We start from the raw sequence: 23,820 nt of genomic DNA, 5'->3' as shown, positions 1-23,820 counted from the left end.
TCATCGGGACGACCTCCATGACGCAGACCGATCGCGCCGTCGTCATCGGCGGCGGCATCGCCGGGCTTTCCACCGCCCTGCGGCTCGCCGCCACCGGCCTGAAGGTGACGCTGGCGGTGGCCGGCCCGCTCGGCGCAAAGGACAGCCTCCACTCCGCGGCGACCTTCTGGGCGCAGGGCGGCATCGCTGCCGCGCTCGGCGCCGACGACCGGCCGGACCTGCACGCCATCGACACGCTGACCGCCGGCGCCGGGCTCTCCGAGCCGGACGTCGCGCGGCGGGTGGCCGGGGCGGCGCCGGCCGCGATCGACTGGCTGGTCTCGCTCGCCACCCCGTTCGACCGCGACGCCGGCGGCGCGCTGGCGCTGGGGCTGGAAGCGGCGCATTCCCGCCGGCGCATCGTCCATGCCGAGGGCGACGGCACCGGGCGGGTGGTGCTGCAAACGCTGATCACTGCCGTGCGCGCCTGCCCGTCGATCACGCTAATGGAGGGCGCCCGCGCCACCGCGCTCATCAAGGACGCGCAGGGGCGCATCGCCGGCGTCGCCCTGCGCGACGCCGAAGGACAGGCCTTCGACCTCGCCGCCCGTGCGGTGGTGCTGGCGACCGGCGGGCTCGGCGCGCTCTACGCTTCGACCACCAATCCGCTCGGCGCGACGGGATCGGGCCTCGCGCTCGCGGCCCGCGCGGGCGCGGTGATGCGCGACATGGAGTTCGTGCAGTTCCATCCGACCGCCATTGCCTGCGGCGCGGATCCGATGCCGCTCGCCACCGAGGCGCTGCGCGGCGAAGGCGCCCGGCTCATCAATGATCGCGGCGAGCGCTTCATGACCGACATACCCGGCGCCGAGCTGGCCCCGCGCGACGTGGTGGCCCGCGCCATCTTCGCCGAGCTGGCGGCCGGGCGGCGGGTTGTGCTCGACGCGCGGCTGAAGGATGTCGAACGCCGCTTCCCCGGCGTGGTGGCGCTGTGCCGCGCCAACGGCCTCGATCCGCTGCGCGACCCGATTCCGGTGCGGCCGGCGGCGCATTACCACATGGGCGGCGTCGAGGTGGACGCCATCGGGCGCACCGCCCTTCCCGGCCTGTGGGCCTGCGGCGAGGTCGCCGCCACCGGGCTGCACGGCGCCAACCGGCTGGCCAGCAACTCTCTGCTGGAGGCCCTCGCCTATGCCTCGTGGATCGCCGCCGACATCGCCGGGGAGGCACGCGCCATCTCGACGCCGGGCGCCCCGCCGGCGATCCCGGCCATCGCCCCCCCGCCCTCGCCGGCGCTGCGGCAGCTGATGGACCGGCAGGTCGGAGTGGTGCGCGAGCGGGCCGGGCTCTCTGACGCCGTCGCCACGCTCGCCGGGGCCGGCGACGACGACGCGGCGCGGGTGGCGCTGATGATCGCCACCCTGGCGCTCGCCCGCACCGAGAGCCGCGGCGGGCATTTCCGCGCCGACCATCCGCTGCCGGCCGCCCATGCCCGGCCCAGCCGCACCACACTGGAGGCGGCGCTGGCCGTCGCCGGTCTCGGCGCGCCCGCCGAGCGGCAGGTCGCCTGACGGCCCGCCTTCTGACCTATCCCTTCTCGCCTCCGCACCGAGTACACGCCATGCCGCTTTCCCCGCTGCCGCGCCTGATGATCGAGCCGCTGGTCCGCGCCGCCTTCCTCGAGGACCTCGGCCGCGCCGGCGACGTCACCACCGATGCGGTGATCCCGGCGGGGCTGCGCTTCTCGGCGGTGATCGGCAGCCGCCAGCCCGGCGTGGTCGCCGGCATCGACGTGGCGGCGCTGGCCTTCGAACTGATCGACCCGACGCTGAAGGTCGAGATCGTCGCCGGCGACGGCACGGCGGTGGAACCGGGCGACGTGGTGCTGAAGGTGGAGGGCGCCGCGCGCGCCATCCTCACCGGCGAGCGGGTGGCGCTCAATTTCGCCAGCCACCTCTCCGGCATCGCCACCGCCACCGCCTCGCTGGTCGCGGTGGCCCGTGCGCACGGCAAGGCGCAGGTGGTGTGCACGCGCAAGACCACGCCGGGCCTCCGGGCGCTGGAGAAGCACGCGGTGAAGGCCGGCGGCGGCTCCAACCACCGCTTCGGCCTCGACGACGCCGTGCTGATCAAGGACAACCACATCGCGGTGGCCGGTAGCGTCTCGACCGCCATCGCCCGCGCCAAGGCGCATGCCGGGCACATGGTGAAGATCGAGGTGGAGGTCGACACCCTCGCCCAGCTCGACGAGGCGATGGCGGCCGAGGTCGACGCGGTGCTGCTCGACAATATGGAGCCGGCGACGCTGGCCGAGGCGGTGCGGATCGTCGGCGGCCGGGCGATCACCGAGGCGTCGGGGCGGATCAACCGCGACACGATCGGCCCGGTGGCGGCGAGCGGGGTGGACCTGATCTCGGTCGGCTGGATCACCCATTCGGCGCCGGTGCTCGACCTCGGACTCGACGCCATCGAGGCGGTGCCGAGCTCGCTGATCCCTTGAATTCCGGGTGATCGCCGCGTTTCTGCCCTTGAAACGGGCATGCTTTTGTGCGATGCATATAACCGTCTGCTAATGACCATGCGGGAGAGATCGACCCCTCCCAAATGGATGCGTGCCGGCGCCGACGGAGCAACCCCCCAGGAAACTCTCAGGCAAAAGGACCGCATGGTCAGGACAATCTGGAGAGAGGCGACGGCGCCCTTCTAGCGCTGGTCGTCCACCGAAGGGGAAGCCCGGGAAGGCGACGGTCTGTCCGTCCATCCCGGGGCGAGCTCTCAGGTACCGCGACAGATTGGGGACAGCCGGCCGGGACGTCAGGGTGCCATGCGGCACACGCGTTGCGGCCTCGTGGTCCTCAAGCGCGGGAGAGCCCCATGCGCAGCTTCGCCGTCATCGGCGCCGGCATTACCGGCATCACCACTGCCTATGCCCTGATCAACAAGGGCTACGACGTCACCGTCATCGATCGCCAGCGCTATCCGGCGATGGAGACCTCCTACGCCAATGGCGGCCAGCTCTCGGCCTCCAATGCCGAGGTATGGAACTCCTTTGCGACCGTGCTGAAGGGCATCAAGTGGATGCTCACCCCGGACGCGCCGCTGCTGATGAACCCCAAGCCGTCCTGGCACAAATACAGCTGGATGGCCGAGTTCCTCGCCAACATCCCGAACTACCGCGCCAACACGGTGGAGACCACTCGGCTCGCCATCGCCTCGCGCAACTACATGTTCGAGATCGCCGAGCGCGAGAAGATCGAGTTCAACCTCGAAAAGCGCGGCATCCTGCACATCTACCGCGACAAGCAGAGCTTCGAGGGCGCCGGCCGCGTCAGCCAGATGTATGCCGAGGGCGGCCTCGCCCGCCGCGCCGTGACGCCGGACGAGATGCGCGCGATCGAGCCAACGCTGCACGGCCAGTATTACGGCGGCTACTTCACCGAATCCGATTCCACCGGCGACATCCACAAATTCACCCGCGGCCTCGCCGATGCCTGCAAGCGCCTCGGCGTCACCTTCGTCAACGAGGCGACGGTGGAGAGCGTGACCCATACCGGCAAGGGCCGCGACGGCACCGGCATCGACATCGCCTTCTCGGTCGCCGCCCCCGACGAGAGCGGCCTCGTCGCCCATGAGACCCGCTCCTTCGACGGCATCGTGGTGTGCGCCGGCGTCGGCTCGCGCGACCTCGCCGCCAAGCTCGGCGACCGGGTGAACATCTACCCGGTGAAGGGCTATTCGATCACCGTGATGCTCGACGACGAGCAGAGCCAGAAGGGCGCCCCCTGGGTCAGCCTGCTCGACGACAAGACCAAGATCGTCACCTCGCGCCTCGGCAAGGACCGCTTCCGCGTCGCCGGCACCGCTGAGTTCAACGGCGAGAACCGCGACATCCGCAACGACCGGGTGAAGCCGCTGATCGACTGGACGCGCCGGCTGTTCCCGGACGTCAACACCAGCCGCTGCGTGCCGTGGGCCGGCCTGCGCCCGATGCTGCCGAGCATGATGCCGCGCGTCGGCGCCGGCAAGCTGCCGGGCGTGTTCTACAATACCGGCCACGGCCATCTCGGCTGGACGCTCTCCGCCGTCACCGCCCACATGGTCGGCGAGAAGATCGCCGCCGCCCTGCCAGTGGAAGTCCCGGTTTCCGCGCCCTACGCCATCGCGGCGGAGTGAACGGCGCCGCGCGGCGGAAACGACCCCCTTCCGCCGCACGTCTCCGCCGCCTGTCGAGGACAAGATGCCCGGTTCGCGCCGGGCATCTTTCGTTTGCGGGCATCTTTGGTTTGCACAGGGCGGCCGGGCCGGAAGCCGAACGCGTTCGCGCGGGTGGGGCTGACACACGCCGGGCCGGATGTGCCTGCCGGGATGAGGACTGCCGGGAGAAGATCGTGGCCGGGCGGGACATAGGGTCGGTCGCAGCCAGCTCGGCTCGACGCGGTTCGCGATTGCCGCCTAGGGAACTGCGAGACGAGGGCTACCGCCCTGCCGGTGGAGGTCCCGGCGCCGCCCCCCACATCCTCGCGGCGCAGCAGGCGGCGCGGCGGATAACGGGAACGCTCCCTAAGGACGACGCGTCATCGGGACGACGCGTCATCGCGGCACGACGCCACCGTGTGTCCGTCACGCCCGGGCATAGGGACGCAGCGGATCGGCCGGCAGCGGCAGGTCGATCGACGGCGGCTCGGCGGCGGCGCTATTGGCATCGACGAACCGCACACGAGGATCGGCCAGTGCCCGCGACATGGCGGGAAAGCTCGACCAATAAGGCTGCAGCACGAAGGACCCCGCCGCGAGCAGATAGAGGTCGGCGACGGCGGCCTGAAGGCCTGTCTTCGAATTATAGCCCCCCTTGTCGTCCTGCACGACGACGCGCCCGAATCGTCGCAGCATCGCCTCCTGAGCCTCGGGAGAATCAGTGCTGAGGAAGAAGCGCAGGCCGGAAAAGCGGTCAGCGAGTTCCTGCATCCGTTCGACATACCATTCGAGCGGCGAAGTGCGCAGGGTGGTCGCATGGGATGCCGCGTGGGCGCGGATCATTACCGCGACATAGGGTGCGGCGCCCAGCCCCTTGTCCCAGGTCTCCAGCACCCGTCGTCTCACCTCCGCCACCGGATCAAGGCGGCGGAGCTCCATGCGGCCGCTCTCCCGCAGCACCGGATGGCGCATCTCGTGAATGGTCTTGATGAACAGCGCGGCCTCGCCGTCGACCGCCTCAAGATCGGCGAGCTGCTCATTATGGAGCGCCACGCCGGATTTGAGGATATCGCGGGCGAGGTCGTCGTCGAGGCTCCGGTACGGGAACTCCCACAGATCGGAGAGCTCGGCGCCGAACCGATGGTCGATCGCCCAATGGTAGCTGAATTCTCGCCCCTGCATCTTGGCGAGGGCCAGCGCACCGACCAGCGTCCTCATCCGGTTTCCCAGTCCGCCAGACGTGAAGACGACCAGGGATCGCGACGTCATACCGTCATCCATGAAACTCACCGCAACAAACCCGACGAATGGAAATCGCAATAGCTGAAAACGGCAAAGGCACGTCCCATCGCAGGCACCTGCCGCGACCTCGCCGGTCGCGGCCCGGTTCACGCCCGGGCGAAGGGACGCAGCGGATCGGCCGGCGGCGGCAGATCGAAACAGGCGGTGGCGGGTTCGCCGTCGGACAATGAGTGGACGAAGCCCACCCGGCGGTCGGCCAGCGCCCTCGCCATTTCCGGGAAGCTCGACCAATAAGGCTGCAGCACGAAGGAGGCGGACGCCAGGAGATAGAGGTCGGCGGCGGCGGCCTGAATGCCGGCCGCTGCATTGAAGACCCCCTTGTCGTCCTGGACGATCACGCGCTCGAAGCGCTTGAGGACGGCCTCATGGACCTCGGGGGTATCGGCGCTCAGAAAGAAGCCGATGCCGGGGAACCGGTCGACGATCCCCTGCATCCGCTCCAGATACCAGCTGACCGGCGAACGCTGCAGGGTTCGCGGCGGCGCCGTCGGATGCGCCCGGATCATCACCCCGACATAAGGCGCATCGCCGAGGCCCTTGCTCCAGGTCGCCCGCACCCGGCGCTCGACCTCGGGGACGGGCTTGAGGGCACGGAACTCCTTGCGCCATCCTGCCTTGAGCGAGGGATGGCGCATGCCGTGCAGCGTCCGGATCCAGACCTCGCGCTCCCGCGCGACGGCCTCCAGATCGTCGATGTGCTCGTCGTGGAATTTCACGTCCGGGTTACGGGTCACCCAGCTGAAATCGGTGCTGATGCAGCGGTAGCGAAATCCCCACGCATCGTTGAGATGCGCACTGAACTTGTGGTTCATCGGCCAAATATAGGTGAATGTCCGTTCCTGAAGCTTTGCCAGGGTGAGCGCGGCGAGCAGCGTCCGCATGCGATTACCCAGGCCGCCTTCCGTAAAGACGGTCAACGAACGCGACGTCATAGTCGATCCCGGACACCACAAATCCCGGCGGTAACTATAGGCACCGGGGTTCCTCGCCACAACATGGCGGCGAGGAACCCCGGTCGTGTCTTCCGAGAGCCACGTCTTCCTAGAGCCGAGCCGCGCGCAGCCGCAGCGCGTTGCCGATGACGCTCACCGAGGAGAGCGACATGGCGAGCGCCGCCACCATCGGCGACAGCAGCAGGCCGAAGATCGGGTAGAGCACGCCCGCCGCGATGGGCACGCCGCCGGCATTGTAGACGAAGGCGAAGAACAGGTTCTGCCGGATGTTCGCCATCGTCGCCGCCGACAGCCGCCGCGCCTTGACGATGCCCATCAGGTCGCCCTTGAGCAGCGTCACCCCGGCGCTCTCGATGGCGACATCCGTGCCGTGGCCCATGGCGATGCCGACATCGGCCGCCGCCAGCGCCGGCGCGTCGTTCAACCCGTCGCCGGCCATGGCGACGACGCGACCTTCCTTCTTCAGCCGGGCGATCACCGCCGCCTTGTCCTCCGGCGAGACTTCCGCTTCGACCTCCTTGATGCCGAGCTTTGCCGCCACCGCCTCAGCCGTGGTGCGGTTGTCGCCGGTGAGCATGACGACGCGCACGCCGTCGGCCGCCAGCGCTTTGAGCGCGTCCGGCGTGGTCACCTTCACCTGGTCGGCGATGGCGAGGATGGAGGCCGGCTTGCCGTTCACCGCCAGATAGATCGCGCTGGCGCCATCCTTGCGCAGCACATCGGCGCGGGCTTTGAGCGACGACACGTCGATGCCGAGGCCCGACAGGAAGCTGGCCGAGCCGATCATCACCCGCTTGCCCTCGACCATGCCATAGGCACCCTTGCCCACCGGCGAATCGAAGCCGCGCACCTTGGGAAGGTCGATACCCCGCGCCTTCGCCGCCTCGACGATGGCATGGGCCAGCGGGTGCTCGGACGGCGCCTCGACGGCGGCGGCAAGGCGCAGCGCGCCGGCCTCGTCGAAGCCCTCTGCCGGTTCGATGGCGACGAGGCTGGGGCGGCCTTCGGTGAGCGTGCCGGTCTTGTCGACGACGAGGGTATCCACCGAAGCCAGCCGCTCCAGCGCCTCGGCGTTCTTGATCAGCACGCCCATCTGCGCGCCGCGCCCGACCCCGACCATGATCGACATCGGCGTCGCCAGCCCGAGCGCGCAGGGGCAGGCGATGATCAGCACCGCCACCGCGGCGATGAGGCCATGGGCGAATTTCGGATCCGGCCCGAAGGCCGCCCAGGCGACGAAGGCGACGAGCGCGCAGGCGACCACCAGCGGCACGAACCAGCCCGCGACCCGGTCAGCGAGGCGCTGGATCGGCGCGCGGGAACGCTGCGCCTCGGCGACCATCTGCACGATGCGCGACAGCATGGTGTCGCGGCCGACCTTGTCGGCGACCATGACGAGACCGCCGGAGCGGTTCAGCGTGCCGCCGATCAGCTTGTCCCCGGCCTGCTTGGTGACCGGCATGGATTCGCCGGTGACGAGGCTCTCGTCGAGCGCCGAACGGCCCTCCTCCACCGTGCCGTCGACCGGCACCTTCTCGCCGGGACGCACGCGCAACCGGTCGCCGACGACGATGGCGTCGAGCGCGATCTCCTCCTCCGAGCCGTCTTCATTGAGGCGGCGGGCGGTCTTCGGCGCGAGGTCGAGCAGCGCCTTGAGCGCGCCGGAGGTCCGCTCGCGGGCGCGCAGCTCCAGCACCTGGCCGAGCAGCACCAGCACGGTGATGACCGAGGCCGCCTCGAAATACACCGCCACCGTACCGTCGGCGGCGCGGAACGCCGCCGGGAACAGGCCGGGGGCCAGCACCGCGACGAGGCTGTAGAGATAGGCGACGCCGGTGCCGAGCGCGATCAGCGTGAACATGTTGAGGTTGCGGGTGACGACCGAGTCCCAGCCGCGCTGGAAGAACGGCCAGCCGGCCCACAGCACCACCGGGGTGGCGAGCACCAGCTGGATCCAGCTCGACATCTCCGGCGGCACGAGGTGATGCAGCGCCGGCACGAGATGGCTGCCCATCTCCAGCGCGAACACCGGCAGGGTCAGCACGAGGCCGATCCAGAACCGCCGGGTCATGTCGATCAGTTCGTGGTTCGGGCCGTCGTCGAGGCTGACCAGCACCGGCTCCAGTGCCATGCCGCAGATCGGGCAGGAACCGGGGCCGATCTGGCGGATCTCCGGGTGCATCGGGCAGGTATATTCGGTGCCCTCCGGCACCGGCGCCGCCGGTGCCTTGTCACCGAGATACTTTTCCGGGTCGGCGACGAACTTGGTGCGGCAGCCGGGCGAGCAGAAATAATAGGTGACGCCGTTATGGTCGGCCTTCAGCGTCGCGGTGTGCGGGTCGACGTCCATGCCGCAGACCGGGTCCTTGGCCATATGGACGGCACCGTGCGCGCCCGCCGCCGGAGCCGCGTGGTGGTGATGCGCGTGTGCGTGGTCGTGCGAATGGGCAGGAGCGGCCGCGTCGGCATGATCATGATGATGGCCGCCGCAGCAGGCGCCGGTGGCCTCGGCCGTCTCGTCAGTGCCGTGACCGTGGCCGCCGCAGCAGGAGGATGCCGCCTCCTTCGGCGCCGGCACGGCAGGTGTCTGCACGGCAGGCGTCGGCTCGGTGTGACCGCCGCAGCACGAGCCGCCCTCCGCGTGCTTGTGAGCCGCCTGATCGTGACCGTCGCGCGCCATCGCCATCCTCCTCATACCCCCACAGGGTATCCGACACTTGCGATATATACCCCCTGAGGGTATATGACAAGCATGCAGAACGACACGCGCAGTTCCTGTCTGAAACGGCTGAGCCGCATCGAGGGCCAGGTGCGGGGGATTTCCCGCATGGTGGAGGACAACCGCTATTGCATCGACATCGTCACCCAGGTGGCGGCGGTGCGGGCGGCGCTGAAGCGGGTGGAGGAAGAGGTGCTGCGCGACCATGTCGCGCATTGCGTCGAACACGCCATCGCCTCCGGCGACCCGGACGAGCAGCGCCGCAAGATCACCGAGCTGGTCGAGACGCTGGGCAAGGTGAACGGCTGAGCGCCGCCGCGGCGCCCGGCGCAGCGCCGGACGTCATGCGCCCCACATTATGGCCGCACCTTACTGGCCGGACGCAGTGCTCCCGCTGCCGGCGGGCGCGGTGAGCCCGAGCGAGGCGACATAGCCGCGATTGATCGTCGTATTGGCGAAGCGGGCATTGTCGAGATAGGCGCGCAGCGTCGCCACCACCTGCTCGCGGGGCGGCTTCTGCATCGACGCCCATTCCGAGCGCGGCACTGATCCAAAGGCGGCGATGGCGTCCCAGCCCTCGGGCTTGGCGATCGAGGCCACGGTGGAGCGAGAATCGAGGTTCTTGTAGGTCCAGAAGCTCCAGCCGATGCCGAATTTCTCGTTCATCGCCCGGTATTTGGCGTTCCACTCGTCGGTGAGCTCGCCGGTCTCGCCGAGAAAGATCGGCACGCCCCAGCGATTGGCGAAATTGACGTAGTCCTGCACCTCGCGCCGCTCCGGGCTGGCCCAGAACTTGTGGTAGGTGTAGCCGACATTCTCCGCGAAGGGCGGGCCGAACACGCCGAAATTGGTGCTCCACTGCGCGGCGGCGAGGATCACCGGATGGTTCGGGTCCACCTCGCGGATCGCCTGGGTGATCTCGGCATAGAGCGGCTCCAGCCGCGGATTGAGATAGTCCATGTCGTGATAGGGCGAGATCGGCTCGTTGAGCAGATCGTAGCCCAGCACCGCCGTCTCGTCCTTGTAACGCTCGGCGATCGCCCGCCACAGCGTGAGGGTGCGACGGCGGAACTCCGGCACGTAGAAGGTCAGCGGGTAGCCGACGCCGTCATCGTGGTTCACTCCGGTCTGCCCGCCCGGCGCGGCGTGGATGTCGAGGATGACCTTGATGTCATGCGCCTTCGCCCAGCCGACGACGCGGTCGATAAGCGCCCAGCCCTCGCCATGCGGATCGACGCGCGAGGGATCGGCGGGGTCGAGGAAGAACTTCCAGTGCAGCGGCACGCGCACGGTGGTGAAGCCGGCGGCGGACAGGAAGGCGAGGTCGTCCTCGCGGATATAGACGTCGCGGAAATCCTTCCAGAACCGCGCCGCCTCTTCAGGACCGGCGAGATAGTCGATCACGTCCTCGATCTCGCGCGGCGAGCGCTGGACCTTGAACTTGAACATGTAGCCTTCCGGCAGCAGCCAGTTGCCGAAGCTCATGCCCTTGACCGGGAAGGTCGAGCCGTCCGGCCGGACGAAGCGGGGCCCCTCGGCGCGGATGAAGCCGGAAGCGCCCGGCGCGGCGGCGGACGCCGGCTCCTGCTGGGCGAGGGCCGGTGCGGCGAGGGCAAGGAGGGCGGCGAGGAGGGCCGGGAGGAGGCGTGCAGGGCGAGCGATCATGGCGTGGCAAGCTAGCCGATGTCGGCGGCGCGGGAAATCGTCGCGATGCGATGATGCGAGGAAAGGCGGCTTGTGGACGAGCGCGCCATGCGCGGCGCCCAGCTCCCGGAAGCCGTGACGCGGCCGGACGACGACCCCCGGAGACGCCTGCGGCGACTACCGGCGCCGGGTTCCGGATCGACGCTCCGGCCTTGCCGGCGCCAAACCAGGAGACGGGGTCGAACCTCCCCGCCGCTGGCGCGGCAGACGAGGGAGGCGGAAGGTGGCCGGCCTCTGCTGCGGCGCGGGAGGCGGGGTGACAGCGCGGGAGGCTCGGGCTAGACCTTTGGGCACGCTGCCCTTCCCGCCCCGCCGCCCGGCGCATCATCACGGTCCTCTCCCGTCCATGTCGCTTTACCAGGCCGCCTATTTCCTCGTCGCCATCGTCTTCGTCCTGCTCGTCACCGCGCGCGGCCGGGTGCTGCCGCTGCTGGCGCTCCTCGTCGGCGCCGCCGGCTTCGGCTACGCGGCGGGCATGTCGACCAGCCACTTCACCAAGGCATTCGGGCTCGGCTTCGCGCAAAGCGTGAACGGCCTCGGCCTCACCGTGCTGGCGGCAGCGTTCCTCGCCGCCATCGCCGATGCCGCCGGCGCCACCGCGTGGCTGCGGGAGAAGGCGCGCGGATGGCGCACCCGCTCGGTGCCGCTGGCGGCGATCGGCCTCGTCTCCGGCGTTGCCTCGACGCCGGCCGCCGCCTTCGCGATGCTCACCCCGCTGCTGCGCGCGCTCGGCGGCGGGGCGCCGCGCTCGGCCCTGACGCTCGGCCTGTCGCTGTCGGGCGCACACGGCCTGCTGATCCCGGCGCCGGTGATGCTGGCGAGCGCCACCATCCTCGCCGCCGACTGGACGCTTGCCCTCGCCTATGGCCTGCCGGTGGCGGTGCTCGTCACCCTTGTCGGCTTCGGCTTCGCCCGCGCCACCGCGTCCGGCCGGCCGGTCGAGGCCAATTCGAGCGCGGCGATGGATGGGAATAGCCTGCACGCGCCGAGGCGGGCGGCGCTCGCGCTGCTGCTCGTCAGCATCGGGCTGGTGGCGCTGCTGGTCACCCAGTCGCTCGGCGACATCGCCTCCGAGCCGCTGGGCGGCGGCTCCAACCGCGAATTCCTGCTGGCGCTCGGCCGGCCGCCGGTGCTGCTCATCGCCGGCGTGGCGCTGATGCTGCTGGTCAGCCTGCACCGGGAGGAAGGCGGCTTCGGCGAGCAGGGCTGGGTCGGGCGCGGCCTCGCCTCGGCCGCCGGGCTGATCCTCACCCTCGGCGTCGCCGGCGGCCTCGCCAAGATGGCGCAGGAAACCGGCATGCCGGAAATGAATGCCGAGCGGCTGCTGGGCTGCCATCCGGCCGGCGCGCTGGCGCTGCTGCTGCCCTTCGCGGTGGCGGCGGTGATGAAGACGCTGCAGGGCTCCTCGCTGGTCGCCGCCATCACCGCGGCGGGCATGATGATGGAGCTCGTCGCGCCGCTGGGCCTCGGCGACCCTGCCGGACGAACTCTGACCGCGCTCGCCATAGGCGCCGGGGCGATGACCGCCTCGCACCTCAATGACGGGCTGTTCTGGCTGGTCGCCCATGCCGGCCGCCTGTCGCCGGCGGCGGCGGTGGCGAGGTTCTCGCTGGGCACCGCGATCCAGGGCGGCGTAGCGCTCCTTGCCCTCATCTTGCTGCGTTTGGTCGCTAGCTGAGACTTTCGGGGGGAGACCTGTCCATGATCCGACGCCGCGACCTTCTGCTCGCCATGCCCGCCGGGCTGGCCGCCAGCGCCCTGCCGCGCGACCTCGCGCTCGCCCAGACCGTCGTTCCCACGCCAGCGGCCGAGCCGAAGCTGGAGCCCAAGCTACCTGCCGGCTTCACCCTCGGCGCCTCGACCTCGTCCTACCAGATCGAGGGCGCGGTGAACGAGGACGGGCGCGGCGCCTCGATCTGGGACACGTTCTCCCACACGCCCGGCCGCATCAAGGACGGCTCCAACGGCGACGTCGCCTGCGACCACTATCACCGCTTCGCCGAGGATGTGGAGCTGATGGCGCAGGCCGGCTTCGGCTCCTACCGCTTCTCCGTCGCCTGGCCGCGGGTGCAGCCGGACGGCGCCGGCGCCCCCAACGTGCCCGGCCTCGACTTCTACGACCGCCTCACTGACCGGCTGCTGGCGCGCGGGGTGAAGCCCTTCGCCTGCCTCTACCACTGGGACCTGCCGCAGGCGCTGCAGGACAAGAGCGGCTGGACCAACCGCGACATCGTCGGCCGCTTCACCGACTACGCGCAGCTGGTCGCCACCCGGCTCGGCGACCGGGTGCCGCGCTGGGCGATGCTGAACGAGCCCTCGGTGCACGCCATCTTCGGCCATGCCTTCGGCAATCACGCGCCGGGCATGACCGGCTGGAAGAACTACCTCGCCGCCCAGCACCACATGAACCTCGCGCAAGGCAGCGCCATCCGCGCGCTGCGCGCCGCGCACCCGAAGCTCGGCCTCGGAACGGTGTTCTCGCTGCAGCCGGTGCTGCCGGCGACCGGCAAGCCGGAGGACGCGGCGGCGGCGGTGCGCTTCGACGCCGCCTGGAACGGCAACAATCTCGACCCGCTGTTCCATGGCCGCTACCCGGAGATCAGCGCCGCCGACTTCGCGCCCTTCATCAGGGAAGGCGACCTCGACGCCATCAAGGTGCCAGTCGACTTCCTCGGGGTGAACTATTACGGCCGCGCCCATGTGGTCGACGACCCCAACGGGGTGATTGCCGGCGCCGGCTGGGGGCCGCACCCGCCGGGCACCCGCACCACCGCCATGGGCTGGCCGATCGAGCCGCAGGGCCTCGTCGAGGTGCTGGCCCGGCTGCGCGACGACTACGGCAACCCGCAGACCTTCATCACCGAGAACGGCGCTGCCTATGACGACCCGGCGCCGAAGGGCGGCACGGTCGACGATCCCGCGCGCACCGCGTTCATCCGCGACCATCTGCTCGCCTGCCAGCGGGCGATCGCCGATGGCTGCGCGCTGAAGGGCTATTACGTTTGGTCGCTGCTCGACAATTTCGAATGGGCGGAAGGCTATAGCCGTCGCTTCGGCATCATCCATGTCGACTTCGCCACGCTCCAGCGCACGCCGAAGGCCTCCTTCGCCTATCTGGCGGCGGTGGCGAGCGGCGCGCCGACCGGCACGATCCTCACCGGCCCCTGAGCGACTGATGGGCGGCCGGTGCCCGCCCGGCGGGGACCCGACATGCAACCGACACATATGTCGGTCAATGACGCATGTTGCTCGAACCGCCCCAGTTCGTGCTACCTAACATCCTCCCGAGCCCGCGCCCCGCGCGGAGCGCCACAGACCGAGCCGAGGCATGCGTACAGACGACCCCGCCATTGCCGAAATCGTCGATTTCATCTCCGCCGAGGTGGGGGTCGATTCGTCCCTGCTGACCCCGGACACGCCGGTGTCCGAACTCGGCATCTCCTCGCTCGACCTCATCGAGACGATCTTCAAGCTCGAAGGCCGCTTCGGCATCGAGATCCCCAATGACGGCCCGCTCAACGGCACCGACGTCACCGTCGGCGCGCTGGCCGGCCATGTCGCGGCGCTGATCCACGCCAAGCAGGCCGGCACCGCCTGATGCCCCGCGTCGCCATTACCGGGCTCGGCTCGCTCTCGGCGCTTGGCAACGACGTCGCCGCGCATCTCGCCGGGCTCAAGGCCGGCACGGTCGGCATCGGCGAGACGCAGGGCATCGACGTCTCCTCGATGAAGACGAAGATCTCCGCGCAGGTGAAGGGCTTCGCGCCGGAGCAGCATTTCGAGCCGCGCCAGCTCGGGCTGATCGACCGCACCTCGCAATTCGCCGTCACTGTGGCCCGGCAGGCGCTGGCCGATGCCGGCCCGGCGCTCGAAGGCGTGGAGCGCCACCGCGCCGGTGCCGTCTTCGCCGCCTCGGTCGGCTTCCACGCCGTCGACGACAGCTATCACAAGCTCTATGCCGAGAAGGCGCCGCGCCCGCACCCCTTCACCGTGCCGCGCGCCATGCCGAGCAGCCAGGTGAGCCATGTGACCATGGATCTCGGCATCCACGGCCCGGCCTTCTCCATCGCTTCGGCCTGCTCCTCGGCGTCGCATTCGATCGGCACCGCCTTCCACATGATCCGCTCCGGCATTCTCGACGTCGCCATCGCCGGCGGCGGGGAATCGCAGCTCACCTATGGCATGCTGAAGAGCTGGGAAGCGCTGCGCGTGCTCTCTCCTGACGGCTGCCGGCCGTTCTCCAAGGACCGCAACGGCCTCGTCATCGGCGAGGGCGCCGGCGCGGCGGTGCTGGAGAACATGGACCGCGCCATCGCCCGCGGCGCCACCATCCATGCCGAGTTGATCGGCTTCGGCATGAGCGCCGACGGCATGGACATCACCGCCCCGGACATGGCGAGCGCGGCGTCCTCGATGCGCTTCGCGCTGGAGGATGCCGGCCTGGCGCCGGAAGACATCGACTATGTGAGCGCGCACGGCACCGCCACCGCGCTGAACGACAAGACCGAGGCGGCGGCGCTGCGGCTGGTGTTCGGCGAGCATCTCGGCAAGTTGCCGGTATCGTCGTCGAAGTCACAATACGGCCACACGATGAATGCCTCCGGCGCACTGGACTTCGTCACCACCGTGCTGGCGCTGCGCGAAGGCTTCCTGCCGCCGACCATGGGCTTCACCACGCCCGATCCCGACTGCGACCTCGACTGCGTGCCGAATGCCGCGCGCGCCGGTGCGCCGGAGCATGCGCTGTCGTCGAGCTTCGCCTTTGGCGGGCTGAACGCGGTGCTGGCGCTGAAGCGCTACCAGGGCTGACGCCGTCTCTCCCCGAAGGGAGAGGCACGCCGCTCAGGGCTCGACCCGGAATTCCGCCGCCAGCCCGTCGCCGCCGAGCGCCTGCACGGTGGGAAGCTGCGCCGCCAGCTGTGCCCGGCAGAAGGCGGCGATCTCGCGAGGCAGGCGCCCGAGCTCCTGCCGCCGGGCGATCAGCGTCAGGTGGCGGGCGAAGGCCGGGCCCGGCAGCGGCCGGCAGGCGAAGCCGTCGAGCGGCACCGCCGCCTCGAGGATGCAGAGCGGCGTCGTCACCGCGAAGCCGGCGCCGGCGGCGACGCTGGCCGTCACCCCGTAGGGCGTGTCGAATTCCAGCCGTCGCGGCAGGTCGAGCCGTAGCCGCCGCAAATGCCGCTCCACCTCCATGCCGGTCTTGGAGCGGGCGGAAAAGCGCACCAGCGGCAGGCGCTCGCACAGCTGCGCCAGATCGGCGGGCCGCGCCGGCGCCGGCAGGGCGGCGGGCATCAGCAGCACATAGGGCTCGGTGAGCAGCGACCAGCGCTCCAGCCCCTCGATCTCGTCGAGGTCGTCGGCGCCGACCAGAAGGTCGAGCTGGCGGGTGAGCAGCGCCCCGGCATGCGAGGCGGTGAGCCCGGAGAGCACCGACGCCTGCTCGGCCATCTCGGTGAGCTTGCCGGCGAGCGGCGCCATCAGCGTGCGTGACAACGAATCGACGAGCCCGGCGCGCAGCAGCGGCAGGCGGGCATGCTCGGCCTCGCGCAGCAGCGGCGCGATCTGCCGCGCCTCCGAAAGCAGCGCGCTCGCCCGCTGGCGCAGCGCGCCTCCGGCGGCGGTGAGGGCGAGCGGGCGGGCGCTGCGGTCGAACAGCGCGACGCCGATGCGGCGCTCCAGCTCGGCGATGGCCTGCGATACGGCCGGCTGGGTGAGCGCGAGGCGCCGCGCCGCCGCCGCCATGGTGCCGGCGTCGCAGACGGCGAGGAAGATATCCAGTCCGCGCAGGTCGAAGGGCAGCGTATCGGCCATGGGCACCGGCTCGTGGCGGGAAGCGCCGCACTATAATCAAAACTTATATTATCACCATCCCGCGCAGCCTCTATAGCTATCTACATAGAGCCAGCGAGCTGCCCCGAATGCGCTATTCCTTCCTGAGTGTCCTCAAGAACGGCCTCACCGGCCAGTCCGGGTGGAAACCCGCCTGGCGCGACGCCGCCCCCAGGCCCGCCTATGACGTGATCATCGTCGGCGGCGGCGGCCACGGCCTCGCCACCGCCTTCTACCTCGCCAGCGAGCACGGCCTCCGCAACATCGCGGTGCTGGAGAAGGGGCATATCGGCTCCGGCAATGCCGGGCGCAACACCACGATCATCCGCTCCAACTACCTGCTGCCCGGCAACGAACCGTTCTACGAATGGTCGATGAAGCTGTGGGAAGGGCTGGAGCAGGCGCTCAACTACAACGCCATGGTCAGCCAGCGCGGCATCCTCAATCTCTACCATTCCGACGCCCAGCGCGACGCCTATGCCCGGCGCGGCAACGCCATGCGCCTCGCCGGAGCCGACAGCGAGCTGCTGGACCGCGAGGGCGTGCGGGCGATGTACCCGTTCCTCGACTTCGACAATGCCCGCTTCCCGATCCAGGGCGGGCTGGCGCAGCGCCGCGGCGGCACCGCCCGCCACGACGCCGTGGTGTGGGGCTATGCCCGCGCCGCCGACCAGCTCGGCGTCGACATCGTGCAGAATTGCGAGGTGACGGGCTTCCTCACCGAGGGCGACGCCATCGTCGGGGTGGAGACATCGCGTGGGGCCATCCGGGCGAAGAAGGTGGGCCTCGCGGTGGCCGGCTCCTCCTCGCGGGTGGCCAAGCAGGCCGGCCTCCGGCTGCCGATGGAGAGCCACGTGCTGCAGGCCTTCGTCTCCGAGGGGCTGAAGCCACTGGTCGACGGCGTCATCACCTTCGGCGCCGGGCACTTCTACATCAGCCAGTCCGACAAGGGCGGCCTCGTCTTCGGCGGCGACATCGACGGCTACAATTCCTATGCCCAGCGCGGCAACCTTCCGGTGGTCGAGGACGTCGCCGAGAGCGGCATGGCGCTGATGCCGCGCATCGGCCGGCTGCGGCTGCTGCGCATGTGGGGCGGCATCATGGACATGTCGATGGACGGCTCGCCGATCATCGACCGCACGCCCCGGGCGGGGCTCTACCTCAATTCCGGCTGGTGCTATGGCGGCTTCAAGGCCACGCCGGCCTCGGGCTGGTGCTTCGCGCACCTGCTCGCCACCGACACCCCGCACGCGACCGGCACCGCCTTCCGGCTCGACCGCTTCCGCACCGGCCATCTCATCGACGAGAAGGGAGTCGGCGCCCAGCCGAACCTGCACTGATGCGCATCCCCTGTCCCTATTGCGGCGCGCGCGACGCCAGCGAATTCGCCTATCTCGGCGACGCGACCCTCACCCGTCCCGATCCGGCGGCGCCGGACGCGGACGAAGCCTTCCACGCCTATGTCTATCTGCGCGACAACCCGGCCGGCGCCCATTCGGAATGGTGGTATCATTCCGGCGGCTGCCGCCGCTGGGTGAAGGTGGCGCGCGACACCACCAGCCACGCGATCGCCGGCGCCGAACTGGCGGGAGGCGCCCGATGAGCCGCCTCCCCTCCGGCGGCCGCGTCGACCGCGCGCGCCCGCTCTCCTTCCGCTTCGACGGCAAGACCTATCGGGGCTTTGCCGGCGATACCCTCGCCTCGGCGCTGCTCGCCAACCAGGTGCGCCTGGTCGGCCGCTCGTTCAAATATCACCGGCCGCGCGGCATCCTCTCCGCCGGGCCGGAGGAGCCGAACGCGCTGGTCGAGCTGCGCTCCGGCGACCGCCGCGAGCCGAACACCCGCGCCACCGTCGCCGAGCTCTATGACGGCCTCGATGCCGCCAGCCAGAACCGCTGGCCCTCGCTGGCGCTGGACGCGCTGAGCCTCAACGGCCTCGTCGCGCCGTTCCTCGGCGCCGGCTTCTACTACAAGACCTTCATGTGGCCGGCGAAGTTCTGGGAGAGCGTCTACGAGCCGGCGATCCGCCGCGCCGCCGGCCTCGGCCGCGCCGCGCCGGGCAAGGATCCCGACCACTACGACAAGGCCCATGCCTTTTGCGACGTGCTCGTCATCGGCGCCGGCCCGGCGGGCCTGATGGCGGCACTGGCCGCCGGTCGCGCGGGAGCCCGGGTCATTCTCGCCGACGAGGACTTCCTGGCCGGCGGCCGTCTCAATTCGGACGTCGCCCGCATCGGCGACGAGCCGAGCCACGCCTTCGCGGCGCGGACGGTGGCCGAGCTGGCGAGCCTGCCCAATGTGCGGATCATGACCCGCACCAGCGTGTTCGGCATCTATGACGGCGAATATGGCGCGGTAGAGCGGGTGTCCGACCATCTCGCCACCCCGGCCCCGTTCCAGCCGCGCCAGCGTCTGTGGAAGATCGCCGCCAAGCGCGCCATCCTGTGCGCCGGCGCCACCGAACGGCCGATCGTGTTCGGCGGCAACGACCGGCCGGGCGTGATGCTGGCCGGCTCCGCCCGCAGCTACGCCAATCGCTACGGCGTCGCCGTGGGCAAGAGCGTCGCCTTCTTCGCCAACAACGATTCCGCCTGGACCTCGGCCTTCGACATGAAGGTGGCCGGCGTCAACGTCACCACGCTGATCGACATCCGCCGCGAGGTCGCGCCGGCGCTGGCCGCGCGGGCGAAGGCGCTCGGCATCGACGTGCGGACCGACACGCAGGTGACCGGCACCACCGGCCAGCCTTTCGGCGGCGCGCTGACCGGCCTTTCCATCCGCACCGGCGGGCGCAATGGGCGCCTCGCCGCCGACACGCTCGCCATGTCCGGCGGCTGGTCGCCGAGCGTGCACCTCACCTGCCATCACGGCGGCAAGCCGGTGTGGCAGGAGGACATCGCCGCCTTCGTGCCGGGCCGCACGCCGCCGGGGCTGAGCGTCGCCGGTGCCGCGCGCGGCACCTATGGGCTCGGCGACACCCTCGCCGAGGGCGCGCGCCGGGGCACCGAGGCGGCCGGCGATCTCGGCTTCGCCGCTGCCCTCCCCGACCTGCCGGCCACCGAAGATACCCCGGCCGGCATCACCGCCTTCTGGCACGTGCAGGGCTCCAAGGGACCGGCCTTCGTCGACCAGCAGAACGACGTCACCGCCAAGGATCTCGGCATCGCCTACAAGGAAGGCTTCCGCGCGGTGGAGCTGATGAAGCGCTACACCACGCTGGGCATGGCGACCGACCAGGGCCGCACCTCCAACGTCAACGGCCTCGCCATCATGGCGGAGCTGACGGGCGCGAGCATCATGGAGACCGGCACCACCATCTTCCGCCCGCCCTATACGCCGGTGTCGCTCGGCGTGCTCGGCGGCCACCATCGCGGCAAGGACTTCCGTCCCACCCGCCTCACCCCGACCCATGCCTGGGCGGCCGAGCAGGGCGCGGTGTTCATCGAGACCGGGCCGTGGCTGCGGGCGCAGTATTTCCCCAAGGCCGGCGAGACCGACTGGCTGACCACGGTGAACCGCGAGGCGAAGGCGGTGCGCGCCTCGGTCGGGCTGATCGACGTCTCGACCTTCGGCAAGATCGACCTGCAGGGCCGCGATGTCGGCGCCTTCCTCGACAGGGTGTACATCAACACCTTCTCGACGCTGGCGGTCGGCAAGGCGCGCTACGGGGTGATGCTGCGCGAGGACGGCATCGTCATGGACGACGGCACCACCGCGCGGCTGGCGCCTGAGCACTATGTGATGACCACCACCACGGCGAATGCCGCCAAGGTGTTCCAGCATCTCGAATTCTGCCTGCAGGTGCTGTGGCCGGAGCTCGACGTGACGCTGGCCTCGGTCTCCGAGCAATGGGCGCAGATCGCCATCGCCGGCCCCCGTGCGCGGGACGTGCTGGCGCGGGTGGTGGATACCGGCGTCGACGTCTCGAACGAGGGCCTGCCCTTCATGGGCGCCATCGAGCGCACCGTGATGGGCGGGGTGAAGGCGCGGCTGTTCCGCCTCTCCTTCTCCGGCGAGCTCGGCTACGAGATCGCGGTGCCGGCCCGCTATGGCGAGGCGCTGGCGAGGGCGCTGATGACGGCGGGCGAGGAGTTCGGCATCACCCCCTATGGCATCGAGGCGCTCGGCGTGATGCGCATCGAGAAGGGGCATGTCTCGGGCAACGAGCTGTCCGGCCAGACCAGCGCCGGCGATCTCGGCTTCGGCAAGATGGCCTCGACCAAGAAGGACTATATCGGTCGCGTCATGGCGGCGCGGCCCGGGCTCAAAGATCCCGACCGGCCGGCCTTCGTCGGCTTCAAGCCGGTCGACAAGGGTCAGCGGCTGCGCGCCGGTGCGCATTTCCTCACCATCGGCGCGCCCGCCGACATGGCGCATGACGAGGGCTACATGACCTCGGTGGCGCATTCGCCGCATCTCGGCCACTGGATCGGCCTCGGCCTTCTGAAGAACGGGCCGGCCCGCATCGGCGAGCGCGTGCGCGCCTATGACCCGGTGCGCGGCAACGATTTCGAGGTCGAGGTCTGCTCGCCGGCCTTCATCGACCCGAACGGGGAGCGGCTGCGTGGCTGATCACCTTACTTTCCCACCCGCAGGAAGGCTCGCCCGATGACCTCCGCGCTCGACACATTCCCGGTCACGCAGATGCCGGCGGACGGTCATTACGGCCCGGCCGGCATCCATGGCGTCAGCGTCCGCGTCTTCGACCCGCCGGCGCTCGCCCTGCTCGCCGCCCGTCGCGGCGGCGCTTCCGCGCTGACCGTGGCGGCGCATGCCACGCTCGGCCTCGCGCTCGCCGATGCGCCGCGCCTCGCCCGCGCCAATGGCCTCGGTACCATCGGCGCCGGCCCCGGTCGCTGGCTGGTGCTGGCCGAGGCGCCGGAGGACCTCACCGCCCGCCTCGCCCCGCTAGCCGCCCACGCCGCCATCACCGAGCAGACCGACGGCTATGTCGGCTTCGAGCTTTCCGGCGTGCGGACGCGCGACGTGCTCGCCAAGGGCGTGGCGGTTGACCTCGATCCGGCGGCCTTCCCGCCCGGGGCGGCGGCGACCACCAATGTCGCCCATATCAACGTCACCTTCTGGCGCGAGCCGGGCGAGGAGCGCTTCGTGTTCCTGGTGGCACGCAGCTACCGCGTGGCCTTTGCCCGCTTCCTGATCGCCTCCGGCGCCGAATATGGGATCGCCTTCGCCCATCGAGGTTGACCGCGGCGCGAAGCGCGCTTCCCTCAAAGCCGCATCTCCCCTAAAACCGCGCCGAACCGCCTCGCCCCGGACCGCCGACACGCGCGGGTCCGGGCGAGGCAGGCGACCCGCCGAGAGACCCGCCATGACCGACGCCACCGCCGACGCCACCGCCGACAGCTTCATCCTCACCCTCTCCTGCCCGGACCGCCCCGGCATCGTCGCCGGCGTCGCCAATTTCCTGTTCGAACACGGGTGCAACATCCTCGAGGCGCAGCAGTTCGACGACACCGAGAGCGGCCGGTTCTTCATGCGCGTCTCCTTCGAGCGCGTGTCCGGCGAGGCGGCGCTGGAGAGCCTGACGGCGGATTTCGCCGCCGTGGCCGACACCTTCCGCTTCAGCTGGCGGCTGCGGCTGCGCAGCCAGAAGCGCAAGGTGATGCTGCTGGTGTCGAAATTCGACCACTGCCTCGCCGACCTGCTCTATCGCTGGCGCATCGGCGAAATCCCGATGGAGATCACCGCCATCGTCGCCAACTACCCGCGCGAGACCTACGCGCATCTCGATTTCGACGGCATCCCGTTCCACTATCTGCCGATCACCAAGGCGACCAAGATGGAGCAGGAGACCCAGCTCTGGGAGCTGTTCCAGAAGACCGGCTCGGAAGTCGCGGTGCTCGCCCGCTACATGCAGGTGCTGTCCGACGGGCTGTCGGCCAAGCTGTCGGGGCGGTGCATCAACATCCACCATTCGTTCCTGCCCGGCTTCAAGGGCGCCAAGCCCTATCACCAGGCGCACGCGCGGGGTGTCAAACTCATCGGCGCCACCGCGCATTTCGTCACCTCCGACCTCGACGAGGGCCCGATCATCGAGCAGGATGTCGAGCGCATCACCCATCAGGATTCCGCCGAGGCGCTGGTCCGCAAGGGCCGCGACATCGAGCGCCGCGTGCTCGCCCGCGCGCTCGCCTGGCATCTCGACGACCGGGTGCTCACCAACGGCCACAAGACCGTGGTCTTCCGCGACTGATTGTTGCGGGACTGATTGTTGCGCGACTGACGCTTTACGAGGACGACATGGTCGAGACCCGCATCATCGACGGCAAGGGCTTTGCCGAGGACCTGCGCCAGCGGATCGCCGGCGAGGTCGCCGACTTCAAGGCGGCGACCGGCGCCACCCCTGGCCTTGCCGTGGTGCTGGTGGGCGAGGACCCGGCCAGTGCGGTCTATGTCCGCAACAAGGGCAAGCAGACGCTGGAGGCCGGCATGGCCTCGATCGAGCACAAGCTCCCCGCCTCGGCCGCCGAGGCGGAGGTGCTGGCGCTGGTCGAGACGCTGAATGCCGATCCAGCGGTGCACGGCATCCTCGTGCAGCTGCCGCTGCCCGGCCATATCGACGCGCAGAAAGTGCTCGCCACCATCGACCCCGCCAAGGATGTCGACGGCTTCCATGTGGTGAATGCCGGCCGGCTGGCGGTGGGGCTCGACGCGCTGGTGCCCTGCACCCCGCTCGGCTGCGTGATGCTGCTGAAGCACCATCTCGGCAGCCTCGCCGGATTGCGCGCCGTGGTGGTCGGCCGTTCCAACATCGTCGGCAAGCCGCTGGCGCAGCTGCTGCTGCGCGAGGACTGCACGGTGGTCATCGCGCATTCGCGCACCCGTGACCTGCCGGAGGAATGCCGGCGCGCCGACATATTGATCGGCGCGGTCGGGCGGCCGGAGATGATCCGCGGCTCATGGATCAAGCCGGGCGCCACGGTGATCGATGTCGGCATCAACCGGGTGGAGAAGGCAGGCGGCGGAACGCGCCTCGTCGGCGACATCGCCTTCGACGAGGCGCAGGGCATTGCCGGGCTAATCACCCCGGTGCCCGGTGGCGTCGGGCCGATGACCATCGCCTGCCTGCTGCAGAACACGCTGACCGCCGCCAAGCGGCAGCTGGCGGTCGGCTGACGGGGG

General features: G+C 70.2%; 19 protein-coding genes and 2 riboswitches. Of the genes, 14 read left to right on the top strand and 5 right to left on the bottom strand.

The genetic code is table 11. The features are described 5' to 3' along the window. Window positions 1-17: 17 nt before the first annotated feature. The 3 genes from KHC28_RS25500 to KHC28_RS25490 all read left to right on the top strand — a co-directional run bounded on the left by KHC28_RS25500 (window position 18) and on the right by KHC28_RS25490 (window position 4,152). Entirely contained in the window at window positions 18-1,550 is a 1,533-nt protein-coding gene (locus KHC28_RS25500; protein WP_214011181.1) for an L-aspartate oxidase, read from the top strand. 50 nt (window positions 1,551-1,600) lie between these two features. Next, the gene (gene nadC / locus KHC28_RS25495; protein WP_214011180.1) at window positions 1,601-2,479 is read left to right on the top strand and encodes a carboxylating nicotinate-nucleotide diphosphorylase; all 879 of its coding nucleotides are present in this window, start codon (window positions 1,601-1,603) and stop codon (window positions 2,477-2,479) included. Window positions 2,480-2,550: 71 nt separating this feature from the next. Continuing rightward, window positions 2,551-2,653, top strand: a riboswitch (glycine riboswitch). Beyond that, window positions 2,654-2,778: riboswitch (glycine riboswitch) on the top strand. It begins immediately after the preceding riboswitch. Between the two features lie 75 nt (window positions 2,779-2,853). Next, window positions 2,854-4,152 carry a D-amino acid dehydrogenase gene (locus KHC28_RS25490; RefSeq protein ID WP_214011179.1) on the top strand — a complete coding sequence of 433 codons (1,299 nt, stop codon included), beginning with the start codon at window positions 2,854-2,856 and terminating at the stop codon, window positions 4,150-4,152. Window positions 4,153-4,599: 447 nt separating this feature from the next. Here KHC28_RS25490 and KHC28_RS25485 read toward each other — a convergent pair whose 3' ends face one another. The 3 genes from KHC28_RS25485 to KHC28_RS25475 all read right to left on the bottom strand — a co-directional run bounded on the left by KHC28_RS25485 (window position 4,600) and on the right by KHC28_RS25475 (window position 9,108). Beyond that, window positions 4,600-5,391 (bottom strand): O-fucosyltransferase family protein, encoded by a 792-nt coding sequence (locus tag KHC28_RS25485; RefSeq protein WP_214011178.1) that lies wholly within the window; start codon window positions 5,389-5,391, stop codon window positions 4,600-4,602. A gap of 170 nt (window positions 5,392-5,561) precedes the next feature. Continuing rightward, window positions 5,562-6,407 (bottom strand): O-fucosyltransferase family protein, encoded by an 846-nt coding sequence (locus tag KHC28_RS25480; RefSeq protein WP_214011177.1) that lies wholly within the window; start codon window positions 6,405-6,407, stop codon window positions 5,562-5,564. Window positions 6,408-6,516: 109 nt separating this feature from the next. Continuing rightward, window positions 6,517-9,108, bottom strand: coding sequence for a heavy metal translocating P-type ATPase (locus tag KHC28_RS25475; protein WP_376772799.1), 2,592 nt, complete (start codon window positions 9,106-9,108; stop codon window positions 6,517-6,519). A gap of 72 nt (window positions 9,109-9,180) precedes the next feature. Between KHC28_RS25475 and KHC28_RS25470 the strand changes: the two genes are divergently transcribed. Then, window positions 9,181-9,456 (top strand): metal-sensitive transcriptional regulator, encoded by a 276-nt coding sequence (locus tag KHC28_RS25470; RefSeq protein WP_213350629.1) that lies wholly within the window; start codon window positions 9,181-9,183, stop codon window positions 9,454-9,456. 60 nt (window positions 9,457-9,516) lie between these two features. Here KHC28_RS25470 and KHC28_RS25465 read toward each other — a convergent pair whose 3' ends face one another. After that, entirely contained in the window at window positions 9,517-10,812 is a 1,296-nt protein-coding gene (locus KHC28_RS25465; protein ID WP_214011176.1) for a glycoside hydrolase family 5 protein, read from the bottom strand. A gap of 385 nt (window positions 10,813-11,197) precedes the next feature. On the opposite strand from KHC28_RS25465, the gene KHC28_RS25460 reads away from it, so the two are divergent. The 4 genes from KHC28_RS25460 (at window position 11,198) to KHC28_RS25445 (ending at window position 15,660) form a co-directional block, all read left to right on the top strand. Then, the gene (locus KHC28_RS25460) at window positions 11,198-12,529 is read left to right on the top strand and encodes a GntT/GntP/DsdX family permease (RefSeq protein ID WP_214011175.1); all 1,332 of its coding nucleotides are present in this window, start codon (window positions 11,198-11,200) and stop codon (window positions 12,527-12,529) included. 23 nt (window positions 12,530-12,552) lie between these two features. Next, on the top strand, window positions 12,553-14,019 hold the full coding sequence (locus tag KHC28_RS25455; protein WP_214011174.1) for a GH1 family beta-glucosidase: 1,467 nt from the start codon (window positions 12,553-12,555) through the stop codon (window positions 14,017-14,019). Window positions 14,020-14,179: 160 nt separating this feature from the next. Beyond that, on the top strand, window positions 14,180-14,449 hold the full coding sequence (locus KHC28_RS25450; RefSeq protein WP_214011173.1) for an acyl carrier protein: 270 nt from the start codon (window positions 14,180-14,182) through the stop codon (window positions 14,447-14,449). Next, entirely contained in the window at window positions 14,449-15,660 is a 1,212-nt protein-coding gene (locus KHC28_RS25445) for a beta-ketoacyl-[acyl-carrier-protein] synthase family protein (protein WP_246565187.1), read from the top strand. Before KHC28_RS25450 ends, KHC28_RS25445 begins: the two co-directional genes overlap by 1 nt. Before the next feature lie 33 nt (window positions 15,661-15,693). On the opposite strand, the gene KHC28_RS25440 is transcribed toward KHC28_RS25445, so the two are convergent. After that, window positions 15,694-16,659 carry a LysR family transcriptional regulator gene (locus KHC28_RS25440; RefSeq protein WP_214011172.1) on the bottom strand — a complete coding sequence of 322 codons (966 nt, stop codon included), beginning with the start codon at window positions 16,657-16,659 and terminating at the stop codon, window positions 15,694-15,696. Window positions 16,660-16,766: 107 nt separating this feature from the next. On the opposite strand from KHC28_RS25440, the gene KHC28_RS25435 reads away from it, so the two are divergent. From KHC28_RS25435 to folD, 6 genes are all read left to right on the top strand, one after another. Next, a complete protein-coding gene (locus KHC28_RS25435) occupies window positions 16,767-18,017 on the top strand; it encodes a sarcosine oxidase subunit beta family protein (RefSeq protein ID WP_214011171.1) in 1,251 nt (416 codons plus the stop codon). Continuing rightward, a complete protein-coding gene (locus KHC28_RS25430) occupies window positions 18,017-18,280 on the top strand; it encodes a sarcosine oxidase subunit delta (protein WP_214011170.1) in 264 nt (87 codons plus the stop codon). Before KHC28_RS25435 ends, KHC28_RS25430 begins: the two co-directional genes overlap by 1 nt. Then, window positions 18,277-21,249 (top strand): sarcosine oxidase subunit alpha family protein, encoded by a 2,973-nt coding sequence (locus KHC28_RS25425; RefSeq protein ID WP_214011169.1) that lies wholly within the window; start codon window positions 18,277-18,279, stop codon window positions 21,247-21,249. Before KHC28_RS25430 ends, KHC28_RS25425 begins: the two co-directional genes overlap by 4 nt. Before the next feature lie 36 nt (window positions 21,250-21,285). After that, the gene (locus tag KHC28_RS25420; RefSeq protein ID WP_214011168.1) at window positions 21,286-21,882 is read left to right on the top strand and encodes a sarcosine oxidase subunit gamma; all 597 of its coding nucleotides are present in this window, start codon (window positions 21,286-21,288) and stop codon (window positions 21,880-21,882) included. Between the two features lie 124 nt (window positions 21,883-22,006). Then, window positions 22,007-22,891, top strand: coding sequence for a formyltetrahydrofolate deformylase (gene purU, locus KHC28_RS25415; RefSeq protein ID WP_214011167.1), 885 nt, complete (start codon window positions 22,007-22,009; stop codon window positions 22,889-22,891). Window positions 22,892-22,938: 47 nt separating this feature from the next. Next, a complete protein-coding gene (folD, locus tag KHC28_RS25410; RefSeq protein WP_214011166.1) occupies window positions 22,939-23,814 on the top strand; it encodes a bifunctional methylenetetrahydrofolate dehydrogenase/methenyltetrahydrofolate cyclohydrolase FolD in 876 nt (291 codons plus the stop codon). The last annotated feature ends 6 nt before the right edge of the window (window positions 23,815-23,820 follow it).

This window comes from Ancylobacter sonchi (genome assembly GCF_018390695.1).
Lineage (GTDB): Bacteria > Pseudomonadota > Alphaproteobacteria > Rhizobiales > Xanthobacteraceae > Ancylobacter > Ancylobacter sonchi.
Note: the sequence above shows the minus strand (reverse complement) of the source record. Positions and strands in the feature narration are given on the sequence as shown.